Origin of the sequence: Pontibacter oryzae (genome assembly GCF_003576375.1) — a bacterium.
GTDB lineage: Bacteria > Bacteroidota > Bacteroidia > Cytophagales > Hymenobacteraceae > Pontibacter > Pontibacter oryzae.
The window spans coordinates 627,362-641,470 of record NZ_QWGE01000003.1; the positions used below are offsets into that span (position 1 = coordinate 627,362).

The following is a 14,109-nucleotide window of genomic DNA, read 5'->3' on the forward strand; positions in this document are numbered from 1 at the left end:
TATACGTAAGCATAACAGATTACGAACTAAAAAAATCCCAAGTGCCGCTTTTGGCATGCCTGCGGAGCCAAACAAGTGGCTAACAGTACAAATAGGCTGGCCGGCTATTCTGAGTCTTCCTGTTGCAGCTGGCGCTCATAGAGCTGCTTATACAAACCCTCCTGGTTGATGAGGTCTTCGTGTGTGCCGTGCTGTACAATCGCTCCGTCTTCCATCACAAGTATGGTGTCAGCCAGCTTCACCGACGATACGCGGTGCGAGATGATGATGCTGGTGCGGTCTTTCATGATGCGGTGCAGGCTGTTAAGTATGGCGTTCTCCGTTTTGGTATCTACCGCCGAAAGCGAATCATCCAGGATAAGTATGCTTGGTTCCCGCACCAGTGCCCGGGCAATAGAAACACGCTGCTTCTGCCCGCCCGATAGCGTAATGCCGCGCTCGCCCAGTTTGGTGTTGAAGCCTTCCGGGAAGCGCTGGATATTCTCGTAGACGTCGGCATCTTTGGCAGCCTGTACCATCTGCTCCTCAGTTATACTTGGCAGGCCAAAGCCGATGTTGTTTCTGATAGAGTCGGAGAACAGAAACACATCCTGTGGCACATAGCCAATCTGGCTGCGCAGGTTATGTATGTTATAGTCACGTACATCCACGCCGTCAATCATAATGCGGCCGCCAGTGGCATCATACATACGCGGCAGCAGGTTGGCAATCGTGCTCTTACCCGAACCGGTATTGCCGATCACGGCCAGCGTTTCGCCATGCCTGATGCTAAAGGATATATTCTTCAGGGCATGGATGTTTGTGTCAGGGTATACGAAGTCTACGTTCTCGAACCGTATGTCGCCCACAATAGGCTTGCTCACGTTTTCACGGGAAACGATATTGTTCTTGGTGTGCATGAACTCGTTGATACGCTCCTGCGAGGCAGCTGCGCGCTGCACCAGACTGGCCGTCCAGCCTAGCGAGGTTACCGGCCAGGTCAGCATGTTCACGTAAATGATAAACTCGGCAATATTACCCGTAGTTATGCTTCCGTTGATTACCTCCTGGCCGCCAATGTATACCGTAATGATCGTGCTGAGGCCCACCAGGAACAGTACCAGCGGGAAGAACAGCGAGTTCACGAAGTTCAGCTCCAGCGATTTGTCTTTGTACGTGTTGCTGGCCGTGGTAAATTTGCTGTACGAGTCATCTTCGCGCACAAAGGATTTAAGCACTCGGATACCGGAGAAAGCCTCTTGCACAAAGGTGTTTATACCTGAGAGGCTGCGCTGGATCTCATCAGACTTACGCTGGATAATATTGTTGACGTAGTAAATGCTGATGGCAAGTATAGGCAGCGGAATCAAAGTATACATGGTCAGCTTCACGTTTACTGAGAGCATGTACGGGATCACCATCAAGAAAAGCACCACCAGGTTCATGCCGTACATAATGGCCGGCCCCACGTACATGCGCACGCGGCTCACGTCCTCAGAAATGCGGGCCATCAGGTCGCCGGTGTTGTTTTTGCGGTAAAAGCTGAGCGGCAGGCTTTGGTAGTGCTCGTAAATCTCATTCTTGAGGTCGTTCTCAATCAGGCGGCTCATCACAATAATGGTCTGGCGTACAAAAAAGAGGAAAACCCCGCGCAGCAGCGCCATCAACAGAATAATAACGCCGTAAACAAGAATACTCTTGGTAAAAATATCATACACCAGTTCCTGCTGCGCCATACCCTTATAGAGGCCGTGCAGGTTTATACCCTCTTTTATCAGATTAAAGGCGTGGCGAACCACCTGCGCTGGCAGAATCTGAAAAAAGTTGGAAATAACAGTGAAGATAAGCCCCAGCAGGAGCCTATACTTATATTTGAGAAGGTATTTATTTAAATATCGTAACGATTTCACAGTCAGAACTTGAAGCCCTTGCGCTTTTCCGGAGACTTGACGTGGGCAAATTGAAATAATAAAAAAAAGAACTAATTTTGAGGCGCGAAACCGGGAGGGTGCCATTAGCCTCCTCTTCGCAAAGATAGAACAACCCCTAATCAAAACTATAAATGGTCGAATTAAAAGAAGTTGAACTGAAAAAAGACAAGTCAGTCTTTGATCAAATATCAGAACACAATCACGAGAAGGTTGTTTTCTGCCATGACAAAGAAACTGGTCTGAAAGCCATCATCGGCATTCACAACACAGTGCTGGGCCCAGCGCTGGGTGGTACCCGCATGTGGTCTTACGCTTCTGAGGCAGAGGCACTTGACGATGTGCTGCGCCTGTCAAGAGGGATGACCTACAAGGCAGCCATCTCTGGCCTTAACCTGGGTGGTGGTAAAGCAGTTATCATCGGCGACGCTAAAAAAGATAAGAACGAGGCACTGCTTCGTAAGTTCGGCCGTTTCATCAAAAACCTGAACGGCGCTTACATCACAGCCGAAGACGTGGGCATGACAACCAAAGATATGGAGTTCATCCATATGGAGACAGAGCACGTGGCCGGTTTGCCTGAGTCTATGGACGGTAGCGGGGACCCTTCTCCAGTTACAGCCTATGGTACATACATGGGTATGAAAGCCGCAGCCAAGAAAGCTTTTGGCTCAGACTCTCTGGAAGGCAAGAAGATTTCTGTGCAAGGTGTTGGCCATGTAGGCGGATACCTGGTAGAGCTGCTTGCCAAAGAGAACGCCGAGGTTTTCATCACGGATATTTACGAGGACCGTCTGCGCGAAGTGTCTGAGAAGTATGGCGCCAAAGTAGTAGGCATGGATGAAATCTACGACCTGGATGTAGACATATACTCTCCGTGCGCACTTGGTGGAACGATCAACGATAACACACTGGACCGCTTGAAGTGCCAGGTTATTGCTGGTAGCGCTAACAACCAACTGCGCGAAGAGAAAGTGCACGGACCTGCTCTAATAGAGAAAGGCATTGTTTACGCACCGGATTTCCTGATCAACGCTGGCGGTTTGATCAACGTGTACTCGGAGCTGATTGGCTACAATCGTGAAAGCGCTTATGCCCAGACCGAGCGCATCTACGGCTATACGCAGGATATCTTTGCGCTTGCCGAGAAAGAGGGCATCCATAACCAAGCCGCTGCCATGAAAATGGCCAAGCAGCGTATCGAGAGCATCGGTAAGGTTCGCTCAACTTTTTAGTGTTAACTGTAACTTACAGATACCGTTAAAGTCAAAAGTGCTGCATTAACCTGTGGCACTTTTGCTTTACATACCTTAACCCTTCGGAACTATAGCCCCGCATTTGGGTTTGTACTGAAGGCAACAATTTTAAGACGGGCACCTGCCCACCCAAGTAGAATTTACCCAACCACACACGTTCTTTAAAATTAGATTATGCTCAACCGCAGAACACTACGAATTAAGGCTATGCAGGCCATTTATGCCTATCAGCAAGCCGTAGGTTCAGATTATCTGCTGGCCTTAGACCAGATTAGCGAAGATTTCGCCCCAGACCTTAACTCCATGGAGGTGCAGGACAGAAAACTGCTCGAAGGCAAGAAACAAATGGCTACCCTTATGTTTAAGGAGTGGTACGAAACCCAACAGTACGACGAGGAAGGTGCTGATAAGGAAGTTATCGATGCGGTGAACAGAGCAATTGTATTCTACAACAACGCCACCAAAAAAGACTTCAAGTATTACGGCAACCAGATGCTGAGCGCCGTGGAACGCATCTACGACCATTACCTGGGCACACTACAGGTGCTGGAGGTGGTCACCAGCCTGATCCAGGAAGAGGAAGAGAAAAAAGCCAACCGCTTTACTGCCTCCGAAGGCCCGGACACAACCAGCTTCCTGCAAAACAAGGTGGTGCAGCTCCTGCTGCAGAGCAAATCATACCAGGATAGCATCATTCGCCGCAACATAAGCTGGGGCTCTGATATCAGCGAGATTCGCGCTGTGTACAAAAATATCCTGAAGAAAGACGAAGCCTTTCTAGCCTATGTAAGCCAGCCACAGCACACCCTCGAAGAGGACGTAGAAGTGGTGAAACATATTTTCAAAAACATTATCTTTAAAGAAAAAAACTTACAATCTTTGTTTGAGGAGCAAGACCTGAACTGGGTAGAGAACAAATCGATTGTAAAAAGCCTGGTAAACAAGACAGTAAAAATCTTTGGCGAAGAAGCCGAAGAGGAGAAGCAACTGCTTGACCTGTCTGCAAATTGGGAGGACGATAAAACCTTCTTCGAGGATTTATACTTCCAGACGGTGGATGAGGATGAGAAGTATGAGGCCATGATCAGTGCCAGCGTGAAGAACTGGGATGTGGAGCGCGTGGCCTTGCTCGATAAAATCATACTTAAGATGGCGCTCTGCGAGATGCACATCTTCCGCAGCATACCGGTAAAGGTAACCATCAATGAGTACATCGAGATCTCGAAGCTGTACAGTACTCCAAAAAGCAAGCAGTTCATAAATGGTGTGCTGGACAAAATGGCCCAGGAACTTACCACCAGTGGCGATATCCGCAAGTCAGGACGTGGCTTGATAGACAACAAGTAGGCCAATGAGCGCCTACGGTGGCTTTTATATCGGATTCTCCGTAGAAGAAGAAAAAATTTGTACCCGATTATTAAGTATACACAAACTATGAGCAAAAAGACCAATACATTACTGGCCTTTATGTCTGGCGCTGCCGTAGGTGCCGCGGCCGGTTTACTTTTCGCCCCTGAAAAAGGAAGAGAAACACGCAACTGGCTGAGCTACCGCCTAGAGAAATACCGCGACACGCTTTCTGACCTGTTGGAACAACTGATTGCCAAAGGCGAAGGAATGCCATCTTCAGCTAAATCCGAAGGGCAGCGGGTAATACAGGATGCAAAAGAAAAAGCGGAAAAACTGCTTGGCGATGTAGACTCACTTATCAATGAAATAAATAGCAGGAAAGAACTGTAAATATGAAACAAGTAACCCTTATACCCGGCGACGGGATAGGCCCTGAGATCACAGAAGCTGTAAAGGCTATTTTTAGTGCGGCAAACGTTCCCGTTTCCTGGGAAGAAGAAAATGCCGGACAAACCACGTTCGAATCAATCGGTGAGCTGATCCCTGCTACCCTAATTGCTTCTCTTGAGAAAAACAAAGTAGCTTTGAAAGGCCCGATTACCACACCAGTGGGCAAAGGCTTTAAAAGTATAAATGTACAGCTGCGCCAGAAGTTTGACTTATACTCTAACGTGCGCCCTGCTAAAACCACAAAAGGTATTGAGACGCGTTTCGATAACGTGAACTCTGTGCTGTTCCGTGAGAACACCGAGGGCTTATACTCTGGCCTGGAGATGTTTGACGAGCGCTTGCAGATCTCTGACTCTGTGGCACGCATCACGCGTGTAGGTTGCCAGAAGATCATCCGCGCCGCTTTTGAGTATGCCAGCAAACATGGCTGCAAAAAAGTAACGGCAGTGCACAAAGCCAACATCCTGAAAAGTGCTGGCGCGATGTTCCTGGGCGAGTTTAACCAAATTGCAAAGGACTACCCGAACATACAAGCCGACGATAAGATCATCGACAATATGTGCATGCAGCTGGTGGCAAAGCCAGAGCAGTTCGATGTGATCGTGACAACAAACTTGTTCGGTGATATCCTGTCTGACCTGTGCGCAGGCCTGGTAGGTGGCCTTGGCGTGGTAGCCGGTGCCAACATCGGCGATGATATGGCTATTTTTGAGGCTGTGCACGGTTCTGCTCCGGATATCGCGGGCAAAGGCATTGCTAACCCAACGGCTTTGCTTCGTTCTGCCATCATGATGCTGCACCACCTCGAGCTGAAAGAGGAGGCAAACCGCATTGAGGCTGCCCTGGAAGCTACGCTTGCCAACCAGCAAGAGTGCACCGGCGACCTTGGCGGCAAGGCAAGCACCATGGAGTTCGCGCAAAACATCATTTCTAAGCTTTAATTTAAGGTAAGATGAAAAAGAATCTGTTTATGGCCGCTGGCCTGGCAATGGCTTTCTTTGCCACCAGCTGCGACAATAATGCAGGCAATGATACGGTAACCGAGAGCACTGCCAGCGCTGAAATGGCCCCACCGCCACCGCCGGTTAGCAACCCTAACGTAGCTGGCGAGACTAATGCTGTAGCCTCAGAGGACGCACCAGTGATGACGTTTGAGCAGACAGAGTATGACTTTGGAAGCATCAAGCAAGGCGAGACAGTAGAGCATACATTTGAGTTCACTAACACAGGAGCCACTCCGCTTATCATCGAGAATGCCTCTGCTACCTGCGGTTGCACCGTGCCTGAGTGGACGCGCACCCCAGTTGCCCCAGGCGAGAAAGGCACAGTTGCCGTTAAGTTTAACAGCACTGGCAAAATGGGCCAGCAGCAGCCAACCGTAACTATCCGCGCCAATACGCAGCCAAATATCGTAAAGGTATCGATGAAGGGAAGCGTAGAGGCTAGCAGCATTCCTGCCGCCGGCTCTGACGGACCTGTGCGCCGTAACTAAGAAACACTTTTAAAGCTGATTAGAGAATACACTACATGAATACACTACTTCTTCAGGCCCCGGATGCAGGCATGCTACCACAGCTGCTTATGTTCGGAGCAATTATCCTTGTGTTTTATTTCTTCATGATCCGCCCGCAGCAAAAAAAGGCGAGCGACCAAAAGAAATTCCGCGAGGAGCTGACCAAAGGCATGTCAATCGTAACAATTGGCGGCTTGCACGGCAAACTGATTGCAATATACGACGACACGATTACGTTAGAGGTTGACAAAGGCGTTCGTCTGATGTTCGATAAATCTGCTGTCTCTATGGAGGCAACCATGAAAGCTCAAAAGGTACAGTAACATTGCCATTTGAAGGAGTTAGAAATATAGCTATTTGGTTTCTGAGGCCATTTCAGCCACGGACAAAGCAGTACTGGCGAGTAGTACTGCTTTGTTTTGTGGCGGCCTCTACTTTTTGGCTGCTTAATGCCCTTAACAAAAGTTACAATACGCAAACTACCTATCCTATCCGGTTTGTGTATGATGAGGAAGAGCTCATCCCCATAAAACCCCTTCCCGAGGAAATCACAATCAATGTTACCGGAAAAGGCTGGAAGCTGCTACGCAAAAGCCTGATGCTGGAAGTGCAGCCCGCCGAAGTATACATCCGTAACATGCCACGCAACAATTACCTGCTGGGCTCAGCATTACGGCCTGCCTTGGTAAATGCCCTGGATGGCTTGCAGCTAAACTTTGTGGTAACGGATACCATCTACTTTAACTTTAACCAGAAGGTAGAGAAACGGGTAGCCCTGCGCCTTGCGCCCAACCAAAGGCTGACGGATAACCAACACGTAGTCATTGGCCGGGTAAGTATAAAACCGGACTCTATAACGTTTACCGGGCCATCTACTTTAGTGGAAAGCCTGCCAGACCCATTCCTGCTGCAGTTGCCTACACAAAGCCTCACTGAGCCTTCTAAAATACCTGTGCCCATCAACTATGACTATAAATCTTTGGTGAAAGCGGATATTGAAAGGGCAGAGGTATCGGTAAATGTAAGAAGCCTGGTGCCTGAGGAGCGGCAAGTGCTGCCGGAGTTGGTAAATGTGCCGGAAGGCATGCTGCTTAACTTGCGGCCGCCAATTGTGGTAGTGCGCTACCAGGTGTTGCAAGACTCGGTGCCGTTGCTTAACCGCGAGGCGTTTAAAGTGGTCTTGGACTATAACCGCTACAACCCCATCGACTCCACGCTAGTGCCTGAATTGGTGCAGCAACCACGCGGCATCCGCAATGTGCAAGTGTGGCCAAACCGCATAAAAATTTCCAGACGATAATGCTGAAAGTAGGTATCACCGGTGGCATTGGCGTTGGCAAGACCATCGTGACGCGTATGTTTGCCATACTTAGCGTGCCTGTTTATGATGCAGACACACGTGCAAAATGGGTAATGCATCATAACCAGGCCCTGCGCCAGGAACTGGAGCAAGCCTACGGCCCGGATACCTTCACAAGCGAAGGCGAATTAAACCGGCCATACCTGGCAAGTGTGGTCTTTAACGACCCGCAACGCCTGGAGCAGCTCAACGCGCTAGTGCACCCACACGTGCGCGATGATTTTGAAGCATGGGTAATGGCGCAAAAGAACGCGCCATATGTACTCAAGGAGGCAGCTTTGATGTATGAGTCTGAGGCCTGGAAGCAGATGGATGAGATCATTGCGGTTTACGCGCCCATGGAGGTGCGCCTGAAGCGGCTGCTGCAACGCGACACGCACCGCACAGAGGCAGATATCCGATCAATTATTGCCAAGCAACTGAGCGAAGAGGAGAAAATGCGCCGTGCGGAGCACATCATCTATAACGACGATGCGCGGCTGCTTATCCCGCAGGTGCTCAAACTGCACAAGCAATTTCTGGGGCGCAAGCCTAAAGTATAAATCCGATTTATTTCGTGGAGTAAGTATGCCGGCTGTAAACTAACAGGCGGGCAGGGTATACTATACTTGTAGCCAAGGCGTTTCTGAAGTATGGAAGTGCTAAGAAACAGGCAGTTAAGCAGGGAGAATAGAAAAGTATGGATATAAAAAAAGGACAACTTTGCAGTTGTCCTTTTGTGGGGCGTACTGGATTCGAACCAGTGACCCCCTGCTTGTAAGGCAGGTGCTCTGAACCAGCTGAGCTAACACCCCGTTTTTTGTTTTTGAAGACCTTTTGTCCCCTTTTGATGATGCAAATATGGGGCATATTTTTTTAACTGCAAAACATTTGATGAAAATTTCTTAAAAATTTTTTCTGCCCAGTAGTTCCTGTTGTACGCAAGTTATTGCTGCAGTACCTTTAGGTTTTATAAGATGCTATAAATCTGAACTTTCGGCGCGTGAGAAAAGGAGCGGTAAAAAAAGTGCTATTTTATGGGGCCACAGGATTAGTTGTGGCGGTGGGCATGGCGTTGGCACTGGTGTATGCATATCAGGATAAAATAATCGAGCTTTTTGTGGCCGAAGCCAACAAGCACATCAAAACAAAAGTGGATGTGCAGCAAATCTCGCTCTCGCTGTTCGATAAGTTTCCGCAGGTGGCCGTAACCCTGGACCAGGTAAACGTGCACGAGGGGCTACCGGAAAGCGAGGAGTCTTTGGCGCGGGCCGATAAGCTATACTTTACATTCAGCCTCTGGGATGTGGTGCGGGGCAAGTATAGCGTAAAGCAGTTTTACATGGAACAAGGCGAAGTATACGTCAAGGTGCTTCCCGATGGCACCGTGAACTACCAGGTCATCGCTACAGACACTACGACTACCGAAGAAAGCGAATTTTCTTTTGACCTGGAACAGATAAACCTGGATGAGGTGCGGCTGCACTACATCGATCAGCAGCAAAAGCAGACCTATGAGGTAAGCGCGCATAGCCTGGCGGCTGCGCTGGCCATTTCACCGGAAACCATAGCTATCGAAGCAAAGGGGCAGGCCACGATCCAGACGATCAAGCTCAGCACCGGAGAATACTTTAAGGACAAGCGCGTAAACCTGGCCACGGCGCTAAGTATAAACCGGCAGGCGCAAACAATAGCCTTGCAACCCTCGGTAGTGGAGGTAGAGCAGGCAGCTTACGAGTTGGGCGGCACAATTGCCTATGGAGGGAAAGACACAGAGCTGGACCTGAAACTAGAGGGCAAGAACACGAACATACAGTCGCTGCTTTCGTTGCTGCCCCAATCCATGACGCAGGAGCTGGCGCAGTACCGCAGCGAAGGCGAGATATACTTTAACGGCACTGTAAAAGGGAAGGCCTCCGGAAAGTATACGCCTCAGGTTAACGTTAGCTTCGGTGCGCGCAATGCCTCCTTTTTCCACCCCGATGTGCAACAGCGTGTGGATAAGATCAACCTGAAAGGGAGTTTTACCAATGGTGAGAAGCATACTGCAGCAACCTCTGCCTTAGAGCTGAAAGAACTGAGCGGCGTGCTTAATGGGCGCCCGTTTAAAGGCAACCTAAAGTATAGCAACTTCGAGAACCCCTACATTGCCTTTGATGTGCAGGGCATGCTGGATGTAGGCTATATACTGGGCCTGGCTAAGCTGGAGCAGGTACGGAGTGGCAGTGGCCTGGCCGATGTGCGCATTGCCTTCTCGGGTAACGTTAATGAGTTTAAGGCCCGCCCTGGCAACAGCACCCTGAACACTACCGGCGAAGTAACGCTGCACAACGTATCGCTGGCGTTGCAGGAGCTGCCACTGCCTTTAAGTAACCTGAGCGGCAACTTCATGTTCAAACGGAATGATGTTGGCGTATCGGATTTTAAGGGCAAGCTGGGCGAGTCTGACTTTGCCGTTAACGGGATGTTTAAGAACGTTATGGCTTGGTTGCTGCTGGAGAACCAACGCCTGCTCGTAGAAGCTGACTTCAGTAGCAAGTACCTGAACTTCGATCAGCTGCTAAGCGAGGAGCTGAACACACCGGAAGCAGCCCGCACCGGCGAAAGCTACAAGCTCATCGTGTCGCCAAACATTGCTTTCGACCTGAGCGCCTCCATCGACAGGCTCCGGTTCCGTAGGTTCAGGGGCAAGAACATCCGGGGCGAGGTAAAGCTGCGCAACCAGGTGCTATCTACGGCAAATATCTCGTTTCGGGCCATTGGCGGCGACTTTGCGGTGCGCGGTAACCTGGATGCCCGCTCGCGCAACCATATTAAGGTGAGCACCGCCGCAAAGCTGAATAACATGAACGTGGATAGCCTCTTCTACGTGTTCGAGAACTTTCATCAGAATTTTATTGAGCAGCGGCACCTGCGCGGCCAACTAACGGCCAACATCGTGTCGGATGTATACTTTGACAGCCAGCTTAACCCGATCACTGATTTGCTGCAGGCCGAGATAGTGGCAACCGTGCGCAGCGGGCAGCTGATCAACTTCCCGCCCATGCAGAAGATGTCTGCCTTCGTGAAGCGCACAGAATTGGCCAATATGAATTTTGCGGAGCTGCATAACTCGTTCTGGATACAGCAGGGCACCATTTTTATACCTGAAATGGATATCCGCTCAAACCTGTCCGCAGCGCCTGTGGTGTCGGTATCCGGCACGCATACTTTTGACCAGCGAATGGACTACAAGATCAAACTCCCACTTTTCCATAGCCGCCGCCCGGACAAGGACGCACGCTACGGCACCGTGGCTGAGGACCCAAATGCCGGCAACAGCAACCTCTTCCTGACCTTGAAGGGCAGCGAGAGCGATTTTAAGATTGCTTATGACGACGAGCGCGTGCGGCAAAAGATTAAAACAGACCTGAAGCAGGAGGGGCAGGAGCTGCGCGACCTACTGCGAGGCAAGAAGCCGCAAACCAAGGAAAAAGAGGTGGAACTCCAAGAAAACGAATACTTCGATTTCGACTAAATTATACCACCAAGCCCAAGGTTTAGGATAATATATATGCTTCCCTATTATTTGTTTACACAGAGATAGGGCACGTTTACTTCTAAAATAAGTAGTTAAGTAGGAAAAATTATACTTTTAATGAAACTAAGGCTACAAATGGTCGTTATAAGAAACCAAAACTGCAATTAAGTTACTATTGTAAACTTTCGTTGAACATAATTAGAGAGAAGATAAATTACATTTTTTCAAATCAATGGAGATCATATGAATCTTAAGAAATAAGGGTGAAAAAAAAGCCGGAGCTTCTCCGGCTTTTTTATTTCTGCTTATTTGAAATCAGTATTATTAAAGTGTGCAGCCGATGCAAGAGGCTTTGGCTTATCAGGTGTCTGCGTGTGCATGTATAGAGTTTGTGTTGGGAAGGCAAACTCTGCTCCATGCCGTTCTACAATCTCCACAATGCGGTAATTAATCTCCTCCTTAATGTCGATAAACTCATTCCAGTCCATTGTATCCACAAAGTATAGCACCATTACATCTTTAGAGTGCGCGCCAAGGTTCAGGAAGCGAATGCGGCCATCCTGATTGGTACGCGGGTGCTGATCAATGTATTCCTGTATGTCGCGGGTAATGGCCCGGATCTGCTCAGAAGTAGTGTCGTACGTTAGATTGATGTCGAACTTGGCTCGGCGGAACGTGCGCAGCGTCAGGTTATCTAATGGCTTATCAATCATGTGCTTGTTTGGCAGCGTTACGAAGCTTTTCTCCAGCGTGCGCAGGCGCGTGCTCCGGAAGCCGATCTTTTCTACAACACCAACCAGATCGCCTACCTGCACCAGGTCGCCTACCATAAAGGGCTGATCGAGAAAGATGGTGAAGGATGCTAAGAGGTTTTCCAGGCTCTCTTTGGCGGCAAATGCAATGGCCAGGCCACCCACACCAAGTCCGGCAACAAGGCCAGTCACGTTCACATCAAACACAGAGCCAAGCATCACCAAGAAAGAGAAAACCACGACCATCACCTTCGTGAAATCCTTGAAAAATGGCACAAGCTGGTCATCCAGCTTCGAGGCGGTTAACTCGGCGCGATGCTTGAATACCAAGCCTATAAAATCCACGAAGCGCAACAGCACCCAGGTTAGCGCTACAATCACAAATACCTGGTAGGTGCGAAATAAGAAGGTCTTCAGGAACGGGTCGCCTTTGCGCAGGTCGCTTGGCTCCAAAGGGTAATCTAGCACCTGAAACGACAAGTATAAAAACACCAGAAACAGCAACACTTCCAGCGGCTGTATAAGCAGGCGCCTAAATGCAGGCAGGTTCTCCTCACTCCAGAAGCGGCTTCCGAGCCTGTACATCAACCCGGAAAGCAGGCGCGATAGAACGGTCTTGAAGATAAAGCCAAATAGTAAGATGCCTGCAGAAATCAGGTACTCGGCCAGCGTATTGCCTAGAAACTCGTATTGCAACACCCTGCTGTCTAAAAAAAACTTTTCCAGGTTCATAGGTGAAGATTTAGAGCAGTTGGCTCAGGGCAATCTCAAAACTGGTTTTTGCAATCTCAGTGCGTTGCACCTGCTTTTCATGGGATTTCTCCAGTGCTACCCGAATAGTGTCTGAGATGTCGGTAAAGATTGCTTCATCGGTAATTTCCACTTCACTCTCCATAAGGTAAGCAAATACACGGGCCATACCACAGTTCGCAATAAAATCCGGGATCAGGGACAGGTTGCGGTCGGCAAACTCACCGGTTGGGCCGAAGAAGATCTCTGGGTCCTGGAAGGGAACGTTGGCGCCACAAGAGATTACTTCCATGCCACTGCTGATCATGCGCTCTACCTGCTCGCGCGATACAAGCCTGGAGGCCGCCGCAGGTATGAAAATCTCGGCAGATAAATCCCAGATGCGGCTGTTCGCCTCCTCAAATGGTATGATGCCTGCTGTGTCTGGGTTCAAGGCATTGCCCTGGCGACTCAGAAACAGATCAGTGATCTCCTCGAAAGTATAGCCACTCTCTTTGACCAAACCACCGGCCCGGTCAATAATGCCAACTACTTTTACGCCTTTCGAGGCAAGGTAATATGCTGCTGCTGCACCCACATTTCCCCAGCCTTGTATAATGGCGCGCTTGCCCTCAAACTTGCCACCCCAGATGCTATAAAAATGGCGCACGGCCTCGGCCACACCAAACCCCGTAATCATATCAGCGATGGTATACTTGCGAGCCGTGGAAGGGGAGAAGTGCGGGTCTTCTATAACTTTGATCACACCCTGGCGCAGCTGCCCGATCTTGTTTATCTTCTGAGGCTCTGTGGCGTTAAAATGCCCGTTTACCACACCCTCCTGCGGGTGCCACAGGCCATAGTCCTCCGTAATAGGGATTACCTCGTGTATCTCGTCCACGTTCAGGTCGCCGCCTGTGCCGTAGTAGCTTTTTAGCAGAGGAATAACGGCTTTGTACCAACGCTCCAGCACGCCACGCTTGCGCGGGTCAGCAGGATCGAAATTAATGCCGGACTTAGCGCCTCCGATGGCCGGGCCAGACACGGTAAATTTTACTTCCATGGTTTTCGCCAACGATTCCACCTCACGCTTATCCAAGCCCTTGCGCATACGCGTACCACCGCCGGCCGCGCCGCCGCGCAGCGAGTTTATCACTACCCAGCCCTCTGCTTCAGTCTCGGGGTCTTTCCACTCAAAAACTATTTCAGGTTGCTTATTCTCGAATTTGGCAAGTAAGTCTTTCATGCTATTATCTTATTGTAATGCAGTTATGTAAGCAAAGCTACGAAATT

12 protein-coding genes and 1 tRNA gene are annotated in these 14,109 nt (G+C 49.6%); 9 read left to right on the forward strand and 4 right to left on the reverse strand.

Translation table 11 applies throughout. The annotated features are described in order from the left end of the window. Nucleotides 1-104: 104 nt before the first annotated feature. Complete coding sequence (locus D1627_RS11505) at nt 105-1,889, reverse strand: ABC transporter ATP-binding protein (protein WP_199688421.1); 1,785 nt, start codon at nt 1,887-1,889, stop codon at nt 105-107. A 152-nt stretch (nt 1,890-2,041) separates the two neighbouring features. Here D1627_RS11505 and D1627_RS11510 point away from each other — a divergent pair, with 152 nt between their 5' ends. The 8 genes from D1627_RS11510 to coaE all read left to right on the forward strand — a co-directional run bounded on the left by D1627_RS11510 (nt 2,042) and on the right by coaE (nt 8,378). Further along, nucleotides 2,042-3,142: a Glu/Leu/Phe/Val family dehydrogenase gene (locus D1627_RS11510; protein ID WP_119432380.1), complete on the forward strand. Its 1,101-nt coding sequence runs from the start codon at nt 2,042-2,044 to the stop codon at nt 3,140-3,142. A 195-nt stretch (nt 3,143-3,337) separates the two neighbouring features. After that, the gene (nusB, locus tag D1627_RS11515; protein ID WP_119432381.1) at nt 3,338-4,510 is read left to right on the forward strand and encodes a transcription antitermination factor NusB; all 1,173 of its coding nucleotides are present in this window, start codon (nt 3,338-3,340) and stop codon (nt 4,508-4,510) included. 87 nt (nt 4,511-4,597) lie between these two features. Next, on the forward strand, nt 4,598-4,903 hold the full coding sequence (locus D1627_RS11520; RefSeq protein ID WP_119432382.1) for a YtxH domain-containing protein: 306 nt from the start codon (nt 4,598-4,600) through the stop codon (nt 4,901-4,903). Nucleotides 4,904-4,905: 2 nt separating this feature from the next. Beyond that, nucleotides 4,906-5,904, forward strand: coding sequence for an isocitrate/isopropylmalate dehydrogenase family protein (locus D1627_RS11525; RefSeq protein WP_119432383.1), 999 nt, complete (start codon nt 4,906-4,908; stop codon nt 5,902-5,904). Between the two features lie 11 nt (nt 5,905-5,915). Next, nucleotides 5,916-6,455, forward strand: coding sequence for a DUF1573 domain-containing protein (locus D1627_RS11530; RefSeq protein WP_119432384.1), 540 nt, complete (start codon nt 5,916-5,918; stop codon nt 6,453-6,455). A 35-nt stretch (nt 6,456-6,490) separates the two neighbouring features. Beyond that, a complete protein-coding gene (gene yajC / locus D1627_RS11535; RefSeq protein WP_119432385.1) occupies nt 6,491-6,799 on the forward strand; it encodes a preprotein translocase subunit YajC in 309 nt (102 codons plus the stop codon). A gap of 98 nt (nt 6,800-6,897) precedes the next feature. Continuing rightward, a complete protein-coding gene (locus tag D1627_RS11540; RefSeq protein WP_233555606.1) occupies nt 6,898-7,776 on the forward strand; it encodes a hypothetical protein in 879 nt (292 codons plus the stop codon). Further along, nucleotides 7,776-8,378, forward strand: a complete 603-nt coding sequence (gene coaE, locus D1627_RS11545) for a dephospho-CoA kinase (protein WP_119432387.1) — start codon at nt 7,776-7,778, stop codon at nt 8,376-8,378. Before D1627_RS11540 ends, coaE begins: the two co-directional genes overlap by 1 nt. A 177-nt stretch (nt 8,379-8,555) precedes the next feature. Here the strand turns inward: coaE and D1627_RS11550 are convergent. Continuing rightward, nucleotides 8,556-8,630 (reverse strand) — tRNA-Val (locus D1627_RS11550). A gap of 188 nt (nt 8,631-8,818) precedes the next feature. Here D1627_RS11550 and D1627_RS11555 point away from each other — a divergent pair. Then, nucleotides 8,819-11,332 (forward strand): AsmA-like C-terminal region-containing protein, encoded by a 2,514-nt coding sequence (locus D1627_RS11555; protein ID WP_233555607.1) that lies wholly within the window; start codon nt 8,819-8,821, stop codon nt 11,330-11,332. 308 nt (nt 11,333-11,640) lie between these two features. On the opposite strand, the gene D1627_RS11560 is transcribed toward D1627_RS11555, so the two are convergent. Both D1627_RS11560 and D1627_RS11565 read right to left on the reverse strand, forming a co-directional pair. After that, nucleotides 11,641-12,819 carry a mechanosensitive ion channel family protein gene (locus tag D1627_RS11560; RefSeq protein WP_119432388.1) on the reverse strand — a complete coding sequence of 393 codons (1,179 nt, stop codon included), beginning with the start codon at nt 12,817-12,819 and terminating at the stop codon, nt 11,641-11,643. Between the two features lie 10 nt (nt 12,820-12,829). Continuing rightward, nucleotides 12,830-14,062: a Glu/Leu/Phe/Val dehydrogenase dimerization domain-containing protein gene (locus tag D1627_RS11565; protein ID WP_119432389.1), complete on the reverse strand. Its 1,233-nt coding sequence runs from the start codon at nt 14,060-14,062 to the stop codon at nt 12,830-12,832. Between the last annotated feature and the right edge of the window lie 47 nt (nt 14,063-14,109).

Excerpts from the sequence above, each read along its gene's own strand:
- D1627_RS11510 (WP_119432380.1), top strand. The coding sequence starts at position 2,042 with ATGGTCGAATTAAAAGAAGTTGAACTGAAAAAAGACAAGTCAGTCTTT.
- D1627_RS11530 (WP_119432384.1), top strand. The coding sequence starts at position 5,916 with ATGAAAAAGAATCTGTTTATGGCCGCTGGCCTGGCAATGGCTTTCTTT.
- D1627_RS11560 (WP_119432388.1), bottom strand. The coding sequence starts at position 12,819 with ATGAACCTGGAAAAGTTTTTTTTAGACAGCAGGGTGTTGCAATACGAG.
- nusB (WP_119432381.1), top strand. The coding sequence starts at position 3,338 with ATGCTCAACCGCAGAACACTACGAATTAAGGCTATGCAGGCCATTTAT.
- D1627_RS11525 (WP_119432383.1), top strand. The coding sequence starts at position 4,906 with ATGAAACAAGTAACCCTTATACCCGGCGACGGGATAGGCCCTGAGATC.
- yajC (WP_119432385.1), top strand. The coding sequence starts at position 6,491 with ATGAATACACTACTTCTTCAGGCCCCGGATGCAGGCATGCTACCACAG.
- D1627_RS11520 (WP_119432382.1), top strand. The coding sequence starts at position 4,598 with ATGAGCAAAAAGACCAATACATTACTGGCCTTTATGTCTGGCGCTGCC.
- D1627_RS11565 (WP_119432389.1), bottom strand. The coding sequence starts at position 14,062 with ATGAAAGACTTACTTGCCAAATTCGAGAATAAGCAACCTGAAATAGTT.
- coaE (WP_119432387.1), top strand. The coding sequence starts at position 7,776 with ATGCTGAAAGTAGGTATCACCGGTGGCATTGGCGTTGGCAAGACCATC.